The 17,963-nt window shown below is 66.5% G+C and carries 21 protein-coding genes; 10 read left to right on the forward strand and 11 right to left on the reverse strand.

Annotated features, from left to right (window positions below):
• The first annotated feature begins 14 nt into the window (after window positions 1-14).
• Window positions 15-353 (forward strand): P-II family nitrogen regulator, encoded by a 339-nt coding sequence (locus tag CON77_RS00490; RefSeq protein WP_101046731.1) that lies wholly within the window; start codon window positions 15-17, stop codon window positions 351-353.
• Window positions 354-406: 53 nt separating this feature from the next.
• Here the strand turns inward: CON77_RS00490 and CON77_RS00495 are convergent, their stop codons facing one another.
• Genes CON77_RS00495 through CON77_RS00505 form a run of 3 tightly spaced genes read right to left on the reverse strand, consistent with a single transcriptional unit; the run spans window position 407 to window position 1,949 of the window.
• Complete coding sequence (locus CON77_RS00495; RefSeq protein ID WP_101046733.1) at window positions 407-1,000, reverse strand: LOG family protein; 594 nt, start codon at window positions 998-1,000, stop codon at window positions 407-409.
• A gap of 31 nt (window positions 1,001-1,031) precedes the next feature.
• Window positions 1,032-1,424 (reverse strand): diacylglycerol kinase, encoded by a 393-nt coding sequence (locus CON77_RS00500; protein ID WP_101046735.1) that lies wholly within the window; start codon window positions 1,422-1,424, stop codon window positions 1,032-1,034.
• A gap of 3 nt (window positions 1,425-1,427) precedes the next feature.
• Window positions 1,428-1,949 carry an RDD family protein gene (locus CON77_RS00505; protein WP_101046737.1) on the reverse strand — a complete coding sequence of 174 codons (522 nt, stop codon included), beginning with the start codon at window positions 1,947-1,949 and terminating at the stop codon, window positions 1,428-1,430.
• A 262-nt stretch (window positions 1,950-2,211) separates the two neighbouring features.
• On the opposite strand from CON77_RS00505, the gene CON77_RS00510 reads away from it, so the two are divergent.
• From CON77_RS00510 to CON77_RS00535, 6 genes are all read left to right on the forward strand, one after another.
• Window positions 2,212-3,993 carry an acetolactate synthase 3 catalytic subunit gene (locus CON77_RS00510; RefSeq protein WP_101046739.1) on the forward strand — a complete coding sequence of 594 codons (1,782 nt, stop codon included), beginning with the start codon at window positions 2,212-2,214 and terminating at the stop codon, window positions 3,991-3,993.
• Between the two features lie 110 nt (window positions 3,994-4,103).
• Window positions 4,104-4,595: an acetolactate synthase small subunit gene (gene ilvN / locus CON77_RS00515; protein ID WP_101046741.1), complete on the forward strand. Its 492-nt coding sequence runs from the start codon at window positions 4,104-4,106 to the stop codon at window positions 4,593-4,595.
• Between the two features lie 111 nt (window positions 4,596-4,706).
• Window positions 4,707-5,723, forward strand: coding sequence for a ketol-acid reductoisomerase (gene ilvC / locus CON77_RS00520; protein ID WP_101046743.1), 1,017 nt, complete (start codon window positions 4,707-4,709; stop codon window positions 5,721-5,723).
• Between the two features lie 114 nt (window positions 5,724-5,837).
• On the forward strand, window positions 5,838-6,647 hold the full coding sequence (pssA, locus tag CON77_RS00525; protein WP_101046745.1) for a CDP-diacylglycerol--serine O-phosphatidyltransferase: 810 nt from the start codon (window positions 5,838-5,840) through the stop codon (window positions 6,645-6,647).
• A 253-nt stretch (window positions 6,648-6,900) separates the two neighbouring features.
• Window positions 6,901-8,442 (forward strand): 2-isopropylmalate synthase, encoded by a 1,542-nt coding sequence (locus CON77_RS00530; RefSeq protein WP_101046747.1) that lies wholly within the window; start codon window positions 6,901-6,903, stop codon window positions 8,440-8,442.
• Between the two features lie 138 nt (window positions 8,443-8,580).
• Window positions 8,581-9,696: a serine hydrolase gene (locus CON77_RS00535; RefSeq protein WP_101046749.1), complete on the forward strand. Its 1,116-nt coding sequence runs from the start codon at window positions 8,581-8,583 to the stop codon at window positions 9,694-9,696.
• A 69-nt stretch (window positions 9,697-9,765) separates the two neighbouring features.
• Here the strand turns inward: CON77_RS00535 and CON77_RS00540 are convergent, their stop codons facing one another.
• The 4 genes from CON77_RS00540 to nth all read right to left on the reverse strand — a co-directional run bounded on the left by CON77_RS00540 (window position 9,766) and on the right by nth (window position 12,773).
• Complete coding sequence (locus tag CON77_RS00540; RefSeq protein ID WP_101046751.1) at window positions 9,766-10,554, reverse strand: IclR family transcriptional regulator; 789 nt, start codon at window positions 10,552-10,554, stop codon at window positions 9,766-9,768.
• Window positions 10,555-10,617: 63 nt separating this feature from the next.
• A complete protein-coding gene (locus CON77_RS00545; RefSeq protein ID WP_101046753.1) occupies window positions 10,618-11,361 on the reverse strand; it encodes an arginyltransferase in 744 nt (247 codons plus the stop codon).
• Window positions 11,358-12,122 carry a leucyl/phenylalanyl-tRNA--protein transferase gene (gene aat, locus CON77_RS00550; RefSeq protein ID WP_101046755.1) on the reverse strand — a complete coding sequence of 255 codons (765 nt, stop codon included), beginning with the start codon at window positions 12,120-12,122 and terminating at the stop codon, window positions 11,358-11,360. Before aat ends, CON77_RS00545 begins: the two co-directional genes overlap by 4 nt.
• Window positions 12,123-12,140: 18 nt before the next feature.
• Complete coding sequence (nth, locus tag CON77_RS00555; RefSeq protein WP_101046757.1) at window positions 12,141-12,773, reverse strand: endonuclease III; 633 nt, start codon at window positions 12,771-12,773, stop codon at window positions 12,141-12,143.
• A 34-nt stretch (window positions 12,774-12,807) separates the two neighbouring features.
• Here nth and CON77_RS00560 point away from each other — a divergent pair, with 34 nt between their 5' ends.
• Entirely contained in the window at window positions 12,808-13,998 is a 1,191-nt protein-coding gene (locus CON77_RS00560; protein WP_101046816.1) for an aminotransferase-like domain-containing protein, read from the forward strand.
• 18 nt (window positions 13,999-14,016) lie between these two features.
• Complete coding sequence (locus tag CON77_RS15310) at window positions 14,017-14,184, forward strand: LiaI-LiaF-like domain-containing protein (RefSeq protein WP_198552226.1); 168 nt, start codon at window positions 14,017-14,019, stop codon at window positions 14,182-14,184.
• Between the two features lie 9 nt (window positions 14,185-14,193).
• On the opposite strand, the gene CON77_RS00565 is transcribed toward CON77_RS15310, so the two are convergent.
• A complete protein-coding gene (locus CON77_RS00565) occupies window positions 14,194-14,793 on the reverse strand; it encodes a 3'-5' exonuclease (RefSeq protein ID WP_101046818.1) in 600 nt (199 codons plus the stop codon).
• Window positions 14,794-14,892: 99 nt separating this feature from the next.
• Between CON77_RS00565 and CON77_RS00570 the strand changes: the two genes are divergently transcribed.
• The gene (locus tag CON77_RS00570; protein WP_101046759.1) at window positions 14,893-15,222 is read left to right on the forward strand and encodes a DUF6172 family protein; all 330 of its coding nucleotides are present in this window, start codon (window positions 14,893-14,895) and stop codon (window positions 15,220-15,222) included.
• A gap of 66 nt (window positions 15,223-15,288) precedes the next feature.
• Here the strand turns inward: CON77_RS00570 and CON77_RS00575 are convergent, their stop codons facing one another.
• From CON77_RS00575 to CON77_RS00585, 3 genes are read right to left on the reverse strand one after another with little or no spacing between them, the layout of a single operon-like run.
• Window positions 15,289-16,575 (reverse strand): DEAD/DEAH box helicase, encoded by a 1,287-nt coding sequence (locus CON77_RS00575; RefSeq protein WP_101046761.1) that lies wholly within the window; start codon window positions 16,573-16,575, stop codon window positions 15,289-15,291.
• Between the two features lie 15 nt (window positions 16,576-16,590).
• Window positions 16,591-17,316, reverse strand: a complete 726-nt coding sequence (serB, locus tag CON77_RS00580) for a phosphoserine phosphatase SerB (RefSeq protein ID WP_101046763.1) — start codon at window positions 17,314-17,316, stop codon at window positions 16,591-16,593.
• An 8-nt stretch (window positions 17,317-17,324) separates the two neighbouring features.
• Window positions 17,325-17,963, reverse strand: a complete 639-nt coding sequence (locus CON77_RS00585) for an energy-coupling factor ABC transporter permease (protein ID WP_101046765.1) — start codon at window positions 17,961-17,963, stop codon at window positions 17,325-17,327.

A 17,963-nucleotide genomic window follows, 5' to 3' on the forward strand; every position in this document is an offset into this window, starting at 1 on the left:
CCGGAGCCCCTCGCATGAAGCAGATCACCGCCGTCATCAAACCGTTCAAGCTGGAAGAGGTGCGCGAGGCCCTCGCCGAGCAGGGCGTGACGGGGCTCACGGTGACCGAGGTCAAGGGCTTTGGCCGCCAGAAGGGCCACACCGAGCTGTACCGTGGCGCCGAGTACGTGGTCGATTTCCTGCCCAAGGTGCGCATCGAGGTGGTGGTCAAGTCCGACGACGTGGAGCGCTGTGTGGACGCCATCATCCGCGCCGCCCGCACCGGCAAGATCGGCGACGGCAAAATTTTCGTCACCCCGGTGGAGCGGGTGGTGCGCATCCGCACCGGCGAAGAGGACGACGCGGCCATCTGAGCCGCCGCCTCTCTCTCAATGGCCTCGAAGCATCGGGGCCTCGGACCGCGCGTTCACACGGTCTCCAGGTGCATCGGCGGTGTGAAGCCCGCCGCCTGCACCAGTGCTGGCAGCAGAGTTTCGACCTCCTCGCCCAGGCGCAGCAGGTCCATCTGCCAGGGGCCGACAAAGCCGGCACGCACCGTCTCCTCCATGAAACCGGCCAAGGCGTTGTAATAGCCCGCCACATTGAGCAGCCCGATCGGTTTGTCGTGGTAGCCCAACTGGCGCCAGGTCCAGACTTCGAACAGCTCCTCGAACGTGCCGATGCCACCGGGCAGGGCCAGAAAGGCGTCGGCCCGTTCGGCCATCATCTGTTTGCGCTCGTGCATGGTCTGCACCACGTGCAGTTCGGTGCAGTCGCGTTTGGCAAACTCCTTGATCACCAGGCTTTGCGGGATCACCCCGACCACCCGGCCACCGGCCTGCAGGGTGGCGTCGGCCACCAGCCCCATCAGGCCGTTGTTGCCACCGCCGTACACCAGTTGGCCGCCGTGTGCACCGATCCAGCGGCCCACCGCCTGCGCGGCCGCGGCAAAGCGAGGGTCCTGTCCCGGCCGGGAGCCGCAGTAGACGCAGAGGGAAAAGGCGGGGGCGGGGTGGCTCATGGCCGCATTGTGGCACGCGGCCTGCCGGGCTTCAGGCCAAGAAGCGGTGGTACAGCGCCGCCAGCCAGACGCCGATGCACAGCAGCAGGCTGAGCAGCACGGCGGCGCTGCCCATGTCTTTGGCGCGCTTGGACAACTGGTGCCACTCGGGGCCGATGCGGTCGATCGCGGTTTCGATCCCGGTGTTGAGCAGCTCCACCACCATCACCGCACACACGGTGGCGATCAGCACGGCCGACTCCAGCCAGCTTTGCCCGAGCCACAGGGCGGCGGGCAGCAGCAGCAGGGCGGCAATGGCCTCCTGGCGGAACGCCGTCTCGCCCCAGCCCGCCTGCAGGCCGGCCAGGGAATAGCGTGTGGCGTGCCACAGGCGGGCCAGGCCGTGGCGGCGCTTCTGGGCCAGGGGGTCTTCGGGTGTGGACACGTCTCAGGCCTTTCGGGCAAGGGTGTGGGTCACCAGCCGGGTGCCGGCCCAAGCGTCGTGCCAGAACTGGCGCTCGGGCTGGAAGCGCGACAGGATGGCCCAGATGGCGACCCAGCCCACGGCCAGCACGCTGACCTCGACCGCGGGCAGCTGGCCCACGAAACCGGCGGCCAGGGGGGGGATAAACCAGACCCAGCTCAGCACGTAGCGCAGCAGTGCGCGGCCTTGGGTGAGGGCGCGACCGTGGCGGTCCACCACCCGGATGTGCCAGGTTTTCATGGCCAGGGTTTGGCCCTTGGCCCAGAACCAGGTGAAGTAGATGCCGAACACCAGGAACAGAAAGGCCTGGAGTTCGTGTCGGTTGTCCAGGGCGTGGCGGGTCTGGGTCAGGGTGCTGAACAGGTAGCCGGAGATGAAGACCACCCCGAACATCAGCATGCCCTCGTACAGCCAGCAGGCCATGCGCCGGCGCAGGGGTGGGGCGGTGAATTGGGTGGGAGAGGGGGCGAGGGCCGTTGCGGTCATGGTGGGGGCGGTGAACAGCCTCCGATTGTCTCATTTTGCCCCCGGGCGGCCTGCGAACGCGACAAAAAGTGCCTGGTTGGGCGGTCTGCCTGGGCAGTGGTGCGATAATGCCGGGTTACAACACATCACCGGCAAACGGGTCAAGGTTGCGCGGACGGGTTCCGCCATGGCTTTGGCCTCAAGTCCCAAGGTGGCCTCACAAGGGCTGATCGAGGGGCACCCAAGGTTTTTCGTCAGAGAAATTCTCGAAAGGTTCATCAACATGGAAATCAACAAGGCCGAATTGGCCTCCGCAGCGGCCGCCGCCGGCCAAACTCCCGCTACCGAAGAGCTGATGGGCGCCGAAATCATGGTGCGTGCCCTGCAGGCCGAAGGTGTCAACTACATCTGGGGCTACCCCGGCGGCGCGGTCCTCTACATCTACGACGCCCTGTACAAGCAGGACACCATCCAGCACGTGCTGGTCCGCCACGAACAGGCCGCGGTGCATGCCGCCGACGGCTTTGCCCGTGCCACCGGCGAAGTGGGGGTGGCGCTCGTCACCTCCGGCCCCGGGGTGACCAATGCCATCACCGGCATTGCCACGGCCTACACCGACAGCATCCCGATGGTGATCATCGCCGGTCAGGTGCCCACGGCCGCCATCGGCTCCGACGCCTTCCAGGAATGCGACACCGTTGGCATCACCCGTCCCATCGTCAAGCACAACTTCCTGGTGAAGGACGTGCGCGACATGGCCGACATCATGAAGAAGGCGTTCCACATCGCCCGCACCGGCCGTCCCGGTCCGGTGGTGGTGGACATCCCGAAGGACGTGTCTTTCAACAAGACTGCCTACCACGGCTACCCCGAGTCGGTGACCATGCGCTCCTACAACCCGGTGCGCAAGGGCCACGGCGGCCAGATCCGCAAGGCCCTGCAGCTGCTGCTGGGCGCCAAGCGGCCGTACATCTACACCGGCGGTGGCGTGCTGCTGGGCAATGCGGTGCCCGAACTGCGAACCTTGGTGGACCTGCTGGGCTATCCGGTCACGAACACCCTGATGGGTTTGGGTGCCTACCCGGCCACCGACAAGAAGTTCCTGGGCATGCTGGGCATGCACGGCACGGTGGAAGCCAACCACGCCATGCAGCACTGTGACGTGCTGTTGGCCGTGGGCGCGCGCTTCGACGACCGCGTGATTGGCAACCCCAAGCACTTCGCGCAGAACGAGCGCAAGATCATCCACATCGACATCGACCCGTCCAGCATCGCCAAGCGGGTGAAGGTGGACGTGCCCATCGTGGGCGATGTGAAGGACGTGCTGACCGAACTGATCGCCATGATCAAGGAAAGCCAGCAGAAGCCCGACGCCCAGGCCTTGCAGGGCTGGTGGAACACGATCGAAGGCTGGCGTGCCAAAGACTGTCTGCGCTACGACCGTGGCAACACCGAGGTGATCAAGCCGCAGGCCGTGGTGGAAGCCCTGTGGAGCATGACCCAGAACGACGATTGCTACATCACGTCCGACGTGGGTCAGCACCAGATGTTCGCGGCCCAGTTCTACAAGTTCAACGAGCCGCGCCGCTGGATCAACTCCGGCGGTCTGGGCACCATGGGCGTGGGCCTGCCGTATGCCATGGGCATCAAGCTGGCCAAGCCGCAGGCGGATTGCTGGTGCATCACGGGCGAAGGCTCGATCCAGATGAACATCCAGGAGCTTTCCACCTGCCAGCAGTACGGCACGCACGTGAAGGTCATTTCCCTGAACAACCGCTACCTCGGCATGGTGCGCCAGTGGCAGGAACTGATCTACCAGGGCCGCTACAGCCACAGCTACATGGACGCGCTGCCCAACTTCGTCAAGCTGGCCGAGGCCTATGGCCACGTCGGCATGCTGATCGAACGCCCCGAGGACGTGGAGCCCGCCCTGCGCGAGGCCCGTGCCATCAAGGACCGCAGTGTGTTCCTCGACTTCCGCACCGACCCGACGGAAAACGTCTGGCCGATGGTGGAAGCCGGCAAGGGCATCACCGAAATGCTGATGGGTTCCGAGGAACTCTGACCTGTCCGGCAGGCCCGTCACCGGGTCTGCTTTCCCTCAGACGAATCTATTGCCTGCCAAGCCCGCCGCTTACCGGTGGCGGGGGAGGGCAGCAAAAAGAGGAATCGCACATGAAACACATCATCGCTGTTTTGCTGGAGAACGAGGCCGGCGCCTTGTCCCGCGTGGTGGGCCTGTTCTCGGCCCGTGGCTACAACATCGAGTCGCTGACCGTGGCGCCGACGGAAGACCCGTCGCTGTCGCGCATGACCATCCAGACCACGGGTTCGGACGACGTGATCGAGCAGATCACCAAGCACCTGAACCGCCTCATCGAGGTGGTCAAGGTGGTCGATCTGACCGAAGGCGCCTACACCGAGCGCGAGCTCATGATGGTGAAGGTGCGCGCGGTGGGCAAGGAGCGCGAGGAGATGAAGCGCATGGCCGACATCTTCCGCGGCCGCATCATCGACGTGACCGAGAAGAGCTACACCATCGAGCTCACCGGCGACCAGGGCAAGAATGACGCTTTCCTGGAGGCCATCGACCGCACCGCCATCCTGGAAACGGTGCGCACCGGGGCCAGCGGCATCGGCCGCGGCGAGCGCATCCTGCGCGTATAAAATCCGACGTTTTTCGGGCTCAGCCGAGGCGCCGCTCGGGCTGGGTCTGTCGAAGCCCTTCGACGGGCTCTTTCGCGAGCGGGCAAACCCCATTCCAACGAGGACAAGACCATGAAAGTTTTCTACGACAAAGACTGTGACCTGAGCCTGATCAAGGGCAAGACCGTGGCCATCATCGGCTACGGCAGCCAAGGCCACGCCCACGCCCAAAACCTGAACGACAGCGGCGTGAAAGTCGTGGTCGGTCTGCGCAAGGGCGGCGCCTCCTGGGACAAGGTGGCCAAGGCCGGCCTGACCGTGATGGAAGTGAACGACGCCGTCAAGGCCGCAGATCTGGTCATGATCCTGCTGCCCGACGAGAACATCCCCGAGGTGTACAACAACAACGTCGCCCCGAACATGAAGCAGGGCGCCACCCTGGCCTTCGCCCACGGCTTCAACGTGCACTACAACCAGGTGGTGCCGCGCGCCGACCTGGACGTGATCATGGTCGCACCCAAGGGCCCCGGCCACACCGTCCGTTCCGAGTACCTGAAAGGCGGCGGCGTGCCGTCCCTGATCGCCGTCTACCAGGACAAGTCGGGCAAGGCGCGTGACCTGGCCCTGTCCTACGCCATGGCCAACGGCGGCGGCAAGGGTGGCATCATCGAAACCAACTTCAAGGAAGAAACCGAGACCGACCTGTTCGGCGAACAGGCCGTGTTGTGCGGTGGCGCCGTGGAACTGGTGAAGATGGGCTTTGAAACCCTGACCGAAGCCGGCTACGCCCCCGAGATGGCTTACTTCGAGTGCCTGCACGAGTTGAAGCTGATCGTCGACCTGATGTACGAAGGCGGCATCGCCAACATGAACTACTCCATCTCCAACAACGCGGAGTATGGCGAGTACGTGACCGGCACCGAAGTCATCAACGAGAAGTCCCGCGAAGCCATGCGCAACGCCTTGAAGCGCATCCAGACCGGTGAATACGCCAAGATGTTCATCCTGGAAGGCCGCACCAACTACCCGAGCATGACCGCCCGCCGCCGCCTGAACGCCGAGCACCCGATCGAGACCGTGGGTGCCCAGCTGCGCGCCATGATGCCCTGGATCGCCAAGAACAAGCTGGTCGACCAGAGCCGCAACTGATCGCTGGCGGGCCCCCGTGGCCCGCTGCCGACGCGACAGGCCGCCGCAAGGCGGCTTTGTCGTTTCTGGCGCAGACGCGATGCCCAGGCCGACAGCTGGCTTACACTCCCACCCATGCACGACGGTACCGATCCCTTGAGCTCCCACGACACGGCCCACAAAAACCCCCACAAGGGCATCTACATGTTGCCCAATATGATCACCCTGGCAGCGCTGTTTGGCGGCTTTTACGCGGTGGTCATGGCCATGAACGGCCGTTTCGACCTGGCCACCGTGGGCATTTTCGTGGCCATGGTGCTCGACAGCCTGGACGGCCGCGTCGCCCGCCTGACCAACACCCAGAGTGCCTTTGGCGAGCAGATGGACTCCCTGTCCGACATGGTGTCCTTCGGCGCTGCGCCGGCCCTGATCGCCTACGAATGGGCACTGCGCGACCTGGGGCGCTGGGGCTGGATCGCGGCCTTTGTGTACTGCGCCTGTGCGGCCCTGCGGTTGGCGCGTTTCAACGTGAACACCGGTGTGGTGGACAAGCGTTACTTCCAGGGCTTGCCTTCGCCCGCGGCGGCGGCACTGGTGGCCGGTTTCATTTGGCTGGCGACCGAGGCCGGCTACGACGGCCTGAGCCTGGAATGGCCGATGTTCGCCCTCACCCTCTACGCGGGTTTGACGATGGTGACCAACGTGCCCTTCTACAGCTTCAAGGACCTGAGCCTGAAGAAGAGCGTGCCGTTCGCGGCCATCGTGCTGGTCGCGCTGGGCATCGCCATCATCAACATCCACCCGCCGACCGTGCTGTTCGGGCTGTTTGTGGGCTACGGTCTGTCGGGCTATGCCGTCTATGGCTGGCGCAAGGCCAAGGGGCGTCCGGCCAGTGTGGTCAGCACCTCGACCGACGAACCCGACGAGCGCGGCCTGCACGACTGAGGCCGCGCCATCGCCTGTGCCCAAGCCGCTCATGGTTTTTCTCGATCGGGCGGCGCACGGCTTTGTGATACATTGACAGCCATGAACTTCGCACGCGCTTTCCTGCTACTGGCCCTATGCCGACACGGGCAGGTGGACTAGCGCGCGCTTCTTCAAACCAACGGCCCGTATGCACCCGCAGCGGGCCGTTTGTTTTGGACACTGCGGGGGACTTGTCAGTGCCGCCCACGAGGCGGACCACCGGAGAACTGGAATGACCGACAAACTCATCATTTTTGACACCACCTTGCGCGATGGCGAGCAATCGCCCGGCGCTTCCATGACCAAGGACGAGAAGCTGCGCATCGCGCGCCAGCTGGAGCGCCTGAAGGTGGACGTGATCGAGGCCGGTTTTGCCGCCAGTTCCAACGGCGATTTCGAGTCGGTCAAGGCCATTGCCGATGCGATCAAGGACTCGACCATCTGCTCGCTCTCGCGCGCCAACGACCGCGACATCGCCCGTTCGGCCGAGGCGCTCAAGGGCGCGAACCGGGCCCGCATCCACACCTTCATCGCCACCAGCCCGCTCCACATGGAGAAGAAGCTGCGCATGAGCCCGGAGCAGGTGCTGGAGCAGGCCCGGCAGTCGGTGCGTTTTGCCCGCAACCTGGTGGCCGACATCGAATTCAGCGCCGAAGACGGTTACCGTTCGGAGTTGCCCTTCCTGGCCCGGGTGGTTGAAGCGGTGATCGACGAGGGTGCGACCACCATCAACATCCCCGACACGGTGGGTTACGCCATCCCCGAGTTGTACGGCAACTTCATCAAGACCCTGCGCGAGATGGTGCCCAATTCGGACAAGGCGATCTGGTCGGTGCACTGCCACAACGACCTGGGTATGGCCGTGGCCAACTCGCTGGCCGGCGTGAAGGTGGGCGGTGCGCGCCAGGTGGAGTGCACCATCAATGGCCTGGGCGAGCGCGCTGGCAACTGCTCGCTGGAAGAAATCGTCATGGCGGTGAAAACGCGCCGCGACTATTTCGGCCTCGACGTGGGCATCGACACCAGCCAGATCGTGCCGGCCAGCCGCATGGTCAGCCAGACCACCGGTTTCGTGGTGCAGCCGAACAAGGCGGTGGTCGGCGCCAACGCCTTCGCGCACGCTTCCGGCATCCACCAGGATGGCGTGCTCAAGGCGCGCGACACCTACGAAATCATGCGTGCCGAAGACGTGGGCTGGAGCGCCAACAAGATCGTGCTGGGCAAGCTCAGCGGCCGCAACGCTTTCAAACAGCGGTTGGAAGAGTTGGGCATCGAGATGGAGTCCGAAGGCGAAATCAACGTGGCCTTTGCCAAGTTCAAGGAACTGGCCGACCGCAAGGCCGAGATCTTCGACGAGGACATTCTGGCCCTGGTCAGCGACGAGAGCGTGACGCCCGAGAAGGAGCAGTACGGCCTGGTGTCGCTGTCGCAGCACAGCGAGACCGGCGAGCGCCCGCAGGCCAAGGTGGTGTTCACCATCGATGGCAAGGAATTCGTTGGTCAATCCGATGGCAATGGGCCGGTGGATGCATCGCTCAAGGCGATCGAAGCCCACGTGAAAAGCGGGGCCGAACTGCAGCTGTACTCGGTCAACGCCATCACCAGCGGGTCCACCGAGAGCCAGGGCGAGGTCACGGTGCGCCTGCAGCACAGCGGCCGCATCGTCAACGGCGTGGGGGCGGACCCGGACATCGTGGTGGCTTCGGCCAAGGCCTACCTGAGCGCCCTGAACAAGCTGCAAAGCAAGGCCGACCGGGTCGCGGCCCAGGGTTGACGGGGCGGTCGGCCTCGCGGAAGGCATGGGTGTTGCTGCAAAAGCTTAAAAAATGGCTGCAACCCCATGTTTTTCTTGTGATTCCTGGTTTTCCCTCTATACTTTGCGCACACAGCACTGGATTCTGAGGGCCACACCATGAACCGCACCCGTTTTGCCTGTTTGAGCCGCAGTTGGTTGGTGGCCTTGCTGTTGTCCGTCGGGCTGGCTGCGCCGGTGGTCGGCAGTGCCGCCACGGCCAAGACCAAGGTGGTCCAGCAGAAGAAAGCGGTCGCCAAGAAGGGCAAGAGCGTCAAGGTGGTCAAGCAGCGGACCGAGCGCGACGGCAAGAAGCGCCTGGCCGCGAAGAAGACCCGTTCTGCCGCCAAACTGGCCCAGGTGCGTCCGGTGGAGCGGGTGGCCAAGGCGCTGCCGACCGTGGCGGCCATGGCCCCGGCCGAATCCGTGGGGGAGCAGCTCGGCTTGCGCAAGGTCGAAGACCCGCTCAACCTGAATTCCAGCGTGGCCCTGGTGGTGGACCAGACCACCAACGAAATCCTGCTCGGCAAGAACGACACGGCGGTGTTGCCGATCGCTTCGCTCACCAAACTCATGACCGGTCTGCTGGTGGCCGAGGCCAACCTGCCCATGGACGAGGTCATCACGATCGACAGCGACGACGTCGACCGCCTGAAGAACAGCGGTTCGCGCATGACCGTGGGCTCCCGCCTGACCCGCGCCGAAGCCCTGCACCTGGCCTTGATGTCCAGCGAAAACCGGGCCGCACACGCCCTGGCCCGCACCTACCCGGGTGGCATCCAGGCGTTTGTGCGGCGCATGAACAGTCGGGCGGCCGAATTGGGCATGAGCGACACCCGCTACGTCGATCCGACCGGGCTGTCCAGCGACAACCGTTCGAGTGCGCGCGATCTGGCCTTGCTGGTGTCGGCCGCCTACCAGCTCCCGATGTTGCGCGACCTGTCCACTTCGCCCGCTTACGAGGTGGCGCGCGGCAGCCGCGTGCTGCAGTACCGCAACAGCAACCGCCTGATCAACAACGCCAATTGGGACATCGGTCTGCAAAAGACGGGCTACATCCGCGAAGCCGGGCGTTGTCTGGTGATGCAGGTCAGCGTGGCCGGTCGCCAACTCATCATGGTGCTGTTGGATGCGGCCGGTCCGGCGGCCCGCACCGGCGATGCCGAGCGCCTGCGCCGTTGGGCCGAATCGGCGCTGTTCTCGGGGCCGAGCGCGCACGGCAGCGGACGCAGCTGAGTCTCTCTATCCAACGTCCGCCTGCATGTGTTCGCGTTCAGGCGAATCCGATGTGGCGGTGGTGGTGGTTCAGTTGCCGCTGGGTTTGCGGTGGCCCAGGGCTGCGCTGATCTGGTCGGCGGTGGCCTGCAATTTTGGGGCCCAGCTTTCGTCCAGGCGGTCGGACGGGGCCGATATGGACAGTCCCGCCACCAGTTTGCCCTGGTCGTCGTAAATGCCGGCGGCCATGCAGCGCACGCCCAGTTCCAGTTCTTCGTTGTCGCGGGCCATGCCCAGGCGCCGGCACTGGTTGAGTTCGCGCTCCAGCGTCGGCAGCTGGGTGAGGCTGTTGCGGGTGTTGCCCATCAGCCCTGTGCGGGTGGCGTAGGCGCGGACGCGCTGAGGCTCGTCGTCGGCCAGGAACAGCTTGCCGACCGAGGTCAGGTGCAGGGGCGCGCGTCCACCGATGGCGCGCACCACCTGCATGCCCGAGCGTTCGCTGTAAGCCCGTTCGACGTAGACGATTTCATCGCCCTGGCGCACGCTGAGGTTCACCGGCTGCTGGATCTGCTTGTGCAGTTCGCGCATCGGGCCCAAGGCGGTGTCGCGCACGCTCAGGCGGGCCTTCACAAGGTTGCCCAGTTCCAGCAGGCGCATGCCCAGGCGGTAGGCCCCGGGTTCGGGGCGGTCCACGAAGCGGCCGATGGTCAGGTCGTTGAGGATGCGGTGTGCGGTGGAGGGGTGCAGCCCGGTTTTTTCGCTGATTTCCTTGAGCGACACCGGATCCTCGCGCGAAGCCAGCACCTCCAGCAGGGTGAAGGTGCGCTCCAGCACTTGGACGCTGGGGTGGCTGGGGAGGGTGTCTGGGCGTCGTGTCATGGGCAATCCGGTTGGCGCTCGATTTTATAGGATGAAATCCAGGCCGGGCGCCTGTGGCGGGACTCAATGGCCGTGCCCGGTCACCCAATGGCCGTCCAGCCACAATTCGTGGGGCTGGAAGCGGCTTTTGTAGCGCATCTTGGGGCTTTCTTCGATCCAGTAGCCGAGGTACACGTGGGGCAGGTGCAAGGCCCGTGCCTGTTCGATCTGCCACAGGACGTTGTAGGTGCCGTAGGCGGCGGCGTCGTCCGGCTCGTAGAAGGTGTAGACGGCCGAGAGCCCGTCGTTGAGCACGTCGACGATGGAGACCATCTTGAGCTGGTCGGACGGGTTTGCAACCCCGGGATCGATGAATTCGACCAGTCGCGAATTCACCCGGCTTTGCAGCAGGAACTGGCTGTATTGGTCGATGTTGTCGTGGTCCATGCCACCACCGGGATGGCGTTGCCGTTGGTAGCGCAGGTACAGCTCGTAGTGGGCGGGCGAAAAGCCCAGTGTCAGCACCCGCGCCTGCAGGTGGGCGTGGCGCTGCCAGGCGCGGCGCTGGCTGCGGTTGGGGGCAAAGCCGTCCACCTTGACCCGCAAAGGGGTGCAGGCTTGGCAGCCGTCACAGTGCGGGCGGTAGGTGAACATGCCGCTGCGGCGAAAGCCCAGGGCCACCAGCTCGGAGTAGGTGCCGTTGTGGATCAGGTGGCTGGGGGTGGCGACTTGGGAGCGCGCCTGGCGCCCTTCCAGGTAGCTGCAGGGGTAGGGGGCCGTGGCGTAGAACTGGACGGCTTCGAGCGGGAGTTCTTTGGGGTGGGTCACGCGTGGGGCAATGGAGAACGGTCCAGGCAGCCGTTCCAGTATAGGGGGTCCCAGCGCCAATCGGGGGCGGCGTGTGCCACGGCCTGTTGCACGGTGTGCACAAAGTCGGCGCGGGCTTCCTCCCGGGCGCCCAGGGAGGCGAGGTGGCGGGTATTCTGCTGGCAGTCGATGGCGGGCACCTGCCAGGCCCGGCAGCACGCCACCAGCGCGGCCAGAGCGATTTTGGAGGCGTCGCTGCGGTGGCTGAACATGGATTCGCCGAACACCATGCGCCCCAGGTTGACGCAATACAGGCCGCCGACCAGTTCGCCGTCCCACCAGGCTTCGACGCTGTGGGCGTGGCCGGCACGGTGCAGGGCGGTGTAGGCGGCCACCATGTCGGGGACGATCCAGGTGCCGTGTTGCCCGGGGCGTGGCGTCTGGGCGCAGGCCTGGATGACGTGCTCGAAGGTGCTGTCGATGCGGATGGCCAGCCGCCCCTGGCGCAGCGCAGCGCGGACGGTTTTTCGCAAGGACGGGTGCAGGCGGAAGTGCTCAGGCCGCAGCACCATGCGCGGGTCGGGGCTCCACCAGAGGATGGGCTGGTCGTCGCTGAACCAGGGAAAGACGCCGTGGCGGTAGGCCGCGACAAGGGTGGGCACGTCGAGGGCGCCGCCGGCCGCCAGCAGGCCAGGGACCGGGTCGCTGGGGCCCCAGGCCGACGACACCGGGGGGAAGGCTTGGCCGGGTTCCAGCCAGGGAAGGTGGCGCGTCGGTGGCATGCGCTCTCGGGCCCCGGCTCAGGCGGTTTTGGCCTTGTAGTCGCAATACGAGGCCACGGCGCAACGCCCGCACTGGGGTTTGCGCGCCTGGCAGACGTAGCGACCGTGCAGGATCAGCCAGTGGTGGGCGTCTTCCAGGAAACGCGCGGGAATGCGCTTTAGCAGTTGGCGCTCCACCTCCAGCGGGGTTTTGCCCGGGGCCAGGCCGGTGCGGTTGCCCAGGCGGAAGATGTGGGTGTCCACCGCCATCGTGGGCTCACCAAAGGCCACGTTGAGCACCACGTTGGCGGTTTTGCGGCCCACGCCGGGCAGGGCTTCCAGCGCCTCGCGGGTGCGGGGCACCTGACCGCCGTGCTGGTCCACCAGGATGCGGCAGGTCTGCATCAGGTGCTTGGCCTTGCTGCGGTACAGGCCGATGGTCTTGATGTGGTTTTCCAGCCCTTCCAGCCCCAGGTCCAGGATCTTCTGGGGCGTGTTGGCCACCGGGAACAGGCGGCGGGTGGCCTTGTTGACCCCCACGTCGGTGGCTTGGGCGCTGAGCAGCACGGCCGTGAGCAGTTCGAACACGCTCGTATACTCCAACTCTGTGTTGGGCTGTGGGTTGGCCGCCTGCAAGGTGGCGAAGAACCGCTCAATCTGTTCCTTCTTCATGCCCGAATTGTGACCCATGAGCGACTCCACCGCCGTGCGCTTGGCCGAGCGCCTGAACAACGTTGAAACCTCCGCCATCCGCGAGCTGTTCAAGCTGCTGGGCAAGCCGGGCATCATCAGTTTCGCCGGGGGCTTTCCCGATGTGGCCCTGGTGGACGTGGACGGCATCCGCCAGGCCACCCTGGCGGCGCTGGAGCAAGAGCCGGCGGGCGCGATGCAGTACGGCGCCACCGAGGGCTACCTGCCGCTGCGCCAGCAACTGGCCACCTTCATGGCCGGCAAGGGCGTGCAGGCCTTGACGCCTGAGCAGCTGGTGGTGACCACCGGTAGCCAGCAGGCGCTGGACCTGCTGGGCAAGACCCTGGTGTCGCCGGGCGACAAGGTGATCGTGGAGGGACCGACCTTCCTGGCCACCATCCAGTGCTTCCGACTGTACGGCGCTCAGTTGGTGAGCGCACCGATCGACGGCGACGGGGTGCAGGTGGACCGGTTGGAGCAGTTGATCGTCGAACACAAGCCCAAGTTTGTGTACCTGATCCCCACCTTTGGCAACCCCAGCGGCGCCACGCTGAGTCTGGAGCGGCGCCGGCGCGTGCTGGAGCTGGCGGTCCAGCACCAGACCCTGATCGTGGAAGACGACCCCTACGGCGACCTGTACTTTGACGCAGCGCCGCCGCCCAGCCTGCTGGCCCTGAGCGAGCAGGTGCCGGGCAGCCGCGACTGCCTGGTGTACTGCGGCTCGTTGAGCAAAACCCTGTCGGCCGGTTTGCGCCTGGGCTGGATGATCGCGCCCGATCCCTTGATGTCCAAGGCGGTGATGTGCAAACAGTTCAGCGACGCCAATTCGAGCACCTTTGCCCAGGCCACCGCCGCGCAATACCTGAAGGCGGGCCGCATGGACGCCAACCTGGCGCGCGCCCGGGCGGTGTATGCCGAGCGCGCGCGCACTATGTGCGATGCGCTGCGCCAGGAGCTGGGCGACGCGGTGGAGTTTGTGGCCCCCCAGGGCGGACTGTTCGTGTGGGCGCGGCTGACCGGCGCGCGTGGCCAGGTCCAGGACAGCCAGCTGTTCGCGCAGCGCGCCATCGAGCAGGGTGTGGCTTTTGTTCCGGGCGCGCCGTTCTACTGCGAGCAAGCCGACCGCGCCAGCTTCCGCCTGAGCTTTGCCACTTCCGACGTGGACAAGATCCGCGAGGGGGTGCAGCGCCTGGCGCGGGCGCTGTGAACACCGTCAGGACCTGACATGAAAAACCCCACCGTGGCGGTGCTGCTGATCCTGCTGGGGGTCTATTTCCTGCTGTCCAACCTGGGGCTGATCACGGTCAGCATTCGCCAGATCATCGGGGTCTGGTGGCCGTTGATTCCGATCGCGGTGGGGGTGAGTTGGCTGCTCTCGTCGCGCAAGCGCTGAAGGTGCTGCTCAGGGCGCCAGCTTGAGCGCGTGGTAGACGCGGATGGCGCCGTAGGCGTCGTTGGCCGCGTACAGCAGCTGCGCCTCGCTCAGTTGGGGCGCGGCCCAGTTGGTGGTGGCGGTTTTCTTCGATTTGAGGAAGCGCCGCTGGAACAGCAGGGCCACCGCGGTTTTCAGGCCGACTTCGCGCCGGTGCCCACGCTGGCGGAACACGGTGTTGAGTTCCAGTACCTGATTGGGCGTGACGCCCAGCTTGCGCTCGATGCGGGCGCGGTCGTCGCGCAGGCCAAAGCCGGCTTTCACCGCGTGCGGCCAGGCCAGCAGGTCGGCCACCACGGCGCGGCAATCGGGGTCGTGCAGCTGGAACACCCAGGCGCGCTCGGGTGTGGCCAGCTGCACGGTGTGGGGGCCGTCGGACACCTGGTCTTTGTGGAAGGTGGGTTTGGATTCGGTGTCGAAGCCCCAGGCCTGGGCCTGTTGCAGGGCCTGGGCGGCGTGCCGGGCCTGCTCGGCGCTGTGCACCAGTTGCACCTGCGACAGGGGCAGGCGCTCGAACGGGTCGAGCAGGGCGATGGCTTCGGCGCTGGGGCAGTGGGGAACGGAACGCATGGTGTGCAGGCAAGCATAACCCAAGGCCGGCATCTGGCCGCATAATCGCGCTCCCGCCACGGCGCCATGTCGGCGCCGACCGCCGCGGGCAGGACAGACATGAAAAAAACCTTCTCCCTCCAGATCGAGGGCAAACACCCGGACCGCGTGCTGGACGCGGTCAAGCACGAACTCCACAAATACGTGAAGCGCGAACGCCGCAAGGCCTTGCCCGCGGGCGTGGACTATTGGGACTTCGATTGCACCTTGGGCGCGGACGCCGACAGCGCCGAAGCGGTGCACGTCAAGGCCCTGAGCGCGCGCCTGGACGAACTGGCGCAGGGCGGTGCCCAGCAGGTGTATGTGGCCATTGCAGCCCGGGCCGGGGTGCGCCAGTTCCAGGCGCGGCCGGACGCGGGCGACGCCCCTGCCGACGCCGAAGACGACTGACGCGGCCGTCCAGGGGCGGCCTGGGGCGCCTGGCTTGGGTGGGCGTGAGGCCGGCGCTGGGTCGGTTCAGCGCGGGCCGTTTGAGTGGGCCGCCAGCGCGGCCGCTGCGCGCAATTTGTCTTTCTTGCTGGGCCGCTTGCCTTTGACGCCACCGTTGCCGTCGCCGTCCTGGGCCGCGGGCACATCGGCCTCGGTGGGTTCAAAGCCCGGCACCACCTCCAGCGGCAGCGCCAGTTGCTGGCGCTTCTGGATCAGCTGCCAGTGCGCCAGCCTGGCCGCGGTCACCAGGCTGACGGCCAGGCCCGAGGCGCCCGCGCGCCCGGTGCGGCCGATGCGGTGCACGTAATCCACCGCCGAGCGCGGCAGGTCGAAGTTGACCACCACCGGCAACTGGGCGATGTCGATGCCGCGGGCGGCCAAGTCGGTGGTGACCAGCACGTCCGCCTCGCCGTGTTTGAAGCCGGCCAACACCTCGCGCCGGGCGCCCTGGGTCAGGCCGCCGTGGAAGGCGGTGGCGCTCAAGCCACCTCGGTTGAGTTTGAAGGCCAGGTGTTCGGCGGCGTACTGGCTGGCCACGAACACCAGGGTTTGCCTCCAGCCGCGGGCGTCGATCAGGTGGCGCAGCAGGGTGGCGCGGCGCGCGGTGTCGACCCGGTAGGCGTGCTGCTCGATGCGGCTGAGGTCGGCGGCGGTTTCGGGCACCTGGATGCGTTGGGGTGCGCGCAGCAAGGCATCGGCCAGGCCTTGCACCTCGGCCGGGAAGGTGGCCGAGAGCAGCAGGTTCTGGCGCCGCGCGGGCAGCAGGGCCAGCACGGCGCGCAGTTCGTCGGCAAAGCCCAGGTCGAGCAGGCGGTCGGCTTCGTCCAGCACCAGATGCTGGACTTTGTTCAGCCACAGGGCGCCGCTGTCCACCAGGTCCAGCAGGCGCCCGGGGGTGGCCACCACCAGGTCGGCGCCGCCGCGCAGGCCCATCATCTGGGGGTTGATGGACACGCCGCCGAACACCACCGCCACTTTCAGCGGGGGCGGGCCGTCGGTGGTGCTGCGTGGCAGGTGCCGCAGCACCTCGCGCAGCAGGTCGCCCACCTGCTGGGCCAGTTCGCGCGTGGGCACCAGCACCAGGGTGCGCACCGGGTGCGGGCCGCGGGCCATGGGGTGTTCCCACAGGCGCTGCAGCAGCGGCAGGGCGTAGGCGGCGGTTTTGCCGGAGCCGGTTTGCGCCTGGGCCAGCACGTCGGTGCCGCGCAGCACGGCGGGGATGGCCTCGGTCTGGACCGGGGTGGGCGCGGCGTAGCCGAGGGCTTGGATGGCTTCAAAGAAGGCCGGGTGCAGGCCGAGGGTGGCAAAGGGCATGGCGGTCCGGGCGCTTCAGCGCAGCACTTCGAGCAGGCGGTCCAGGCCACCGTCGTTGATGGCGACCATGGCCTGCTCGCGCACCTTGGGCTTGGCGTGGTAGGCCACGGACAGGCCGGCCGCGGCCATCATGGGCAGGTCGTTGGCGCCGTCGCCCATGGCAATGCATTGCTGGGGCTCGATGCCCAGCAGCGAGGCCACTTCCAGCAGCGTGCGGCGTTTTTCGGTGCCGTCGCAAATGTCGCCCCAGCACTGGTCCACCAGGCGACCGGTGAGCGCGCCGCAATGCGGGCCACTCTCGATTTCTAAAATGTTGGAGCGGGCGAAGTCGATGCCCAGCCGCGCCTTGACCCGGTCGGCGAAGTAGGTGAAGCCGCCGGACACCAGCAGCACCTTCATGCCCGCGGCTTGGCAGGCGGCGATGAGTTCGGCGGCGCCGGGGTTGACCTTCAGGCGCTCGGTGTAGACGCGCTCCATGTCGGCCACGGTCACGCCTTTGAGCAGCGCCACGCGGCGGCGCAGGCTGTCTTTGAAATCGGTGATTTCGCCGCGCATGGCGGCTTCGGTGATGGCGGCCACCTCGGCCTTGCGGCCCACCGCGTCGGCGATCTCGTCCACGCACTCGATGCTGATGAGGGTGGAGTCCATGTCAAAGGCGATGAGCTTGAAGTTGCTCAGTTGCAGCGGGGCGGTGAAGCCTTGGACGACGAGGCCGGGGGCGAATTCGAAAGCGGAAGTCATGGTGGGGATTATCGGGGGCGTTCGGGTGGGGTGCCGGGCTGCAGGTAGAGCCGGTCCGACCAGGTGGCCAGCCACTGGGGCCGGAAGGCGACGAAGATGGCACACAACATGCCCGTGATGAAGGCGTCGCCCCAGGCCATGAGCCAGTGGGCGACGGAGGACAGGCCGGCGGGCACGTGGGGCAGCCCGTGCCCCAGCCATTGCCCCAGCAGGCTGCCCGCGAACACGCAGACCACCGAGCCCAGAAAGCCGCGGCCCAGCACGTAGACAAAGGGGTGCTGGGGCAACCAGCGGCGCAGCGCGGCCCCCAGCAGCAGGGTGAAGGTGGCGGGGGCCAACCCTTTCCACACCACCAGGCCGAGCGCCTGGGCGAAATCGGCCGGGGACAGGCCCCAGACCACCAGCCCGACGGCCACCAGGGCGGGCACGGCCAGGGGCCAGCCCAGCATCAGGGTCAGCAATGGGGCGCCCGACCAATGCACCTGCAAGGGCATGTGGTGCCAGAACGGCAGGCTCCACAAGACGGACAGCAGGGACAGCTGGGCCAGCAGTGGGGACAGCAGCACGCCATCGCCCAGCAGACGCCAGGGGCGCAGCCACAGCGCGACCAGCAGGCCCAGCAGGACAATGGCGGATTCGAGTGCCAT

Source organism: Macromonas nakdongensis (assembly GCF_002837145.1).
In the GTDB taxonomy this organism is placed as follows: Bacteria; Pseudomonadota; Gammaproteobacteria; order Burkholderiales; family Burkholderiaceae_C; genus Macromonas_B; species Macromonas_B nakdongensis.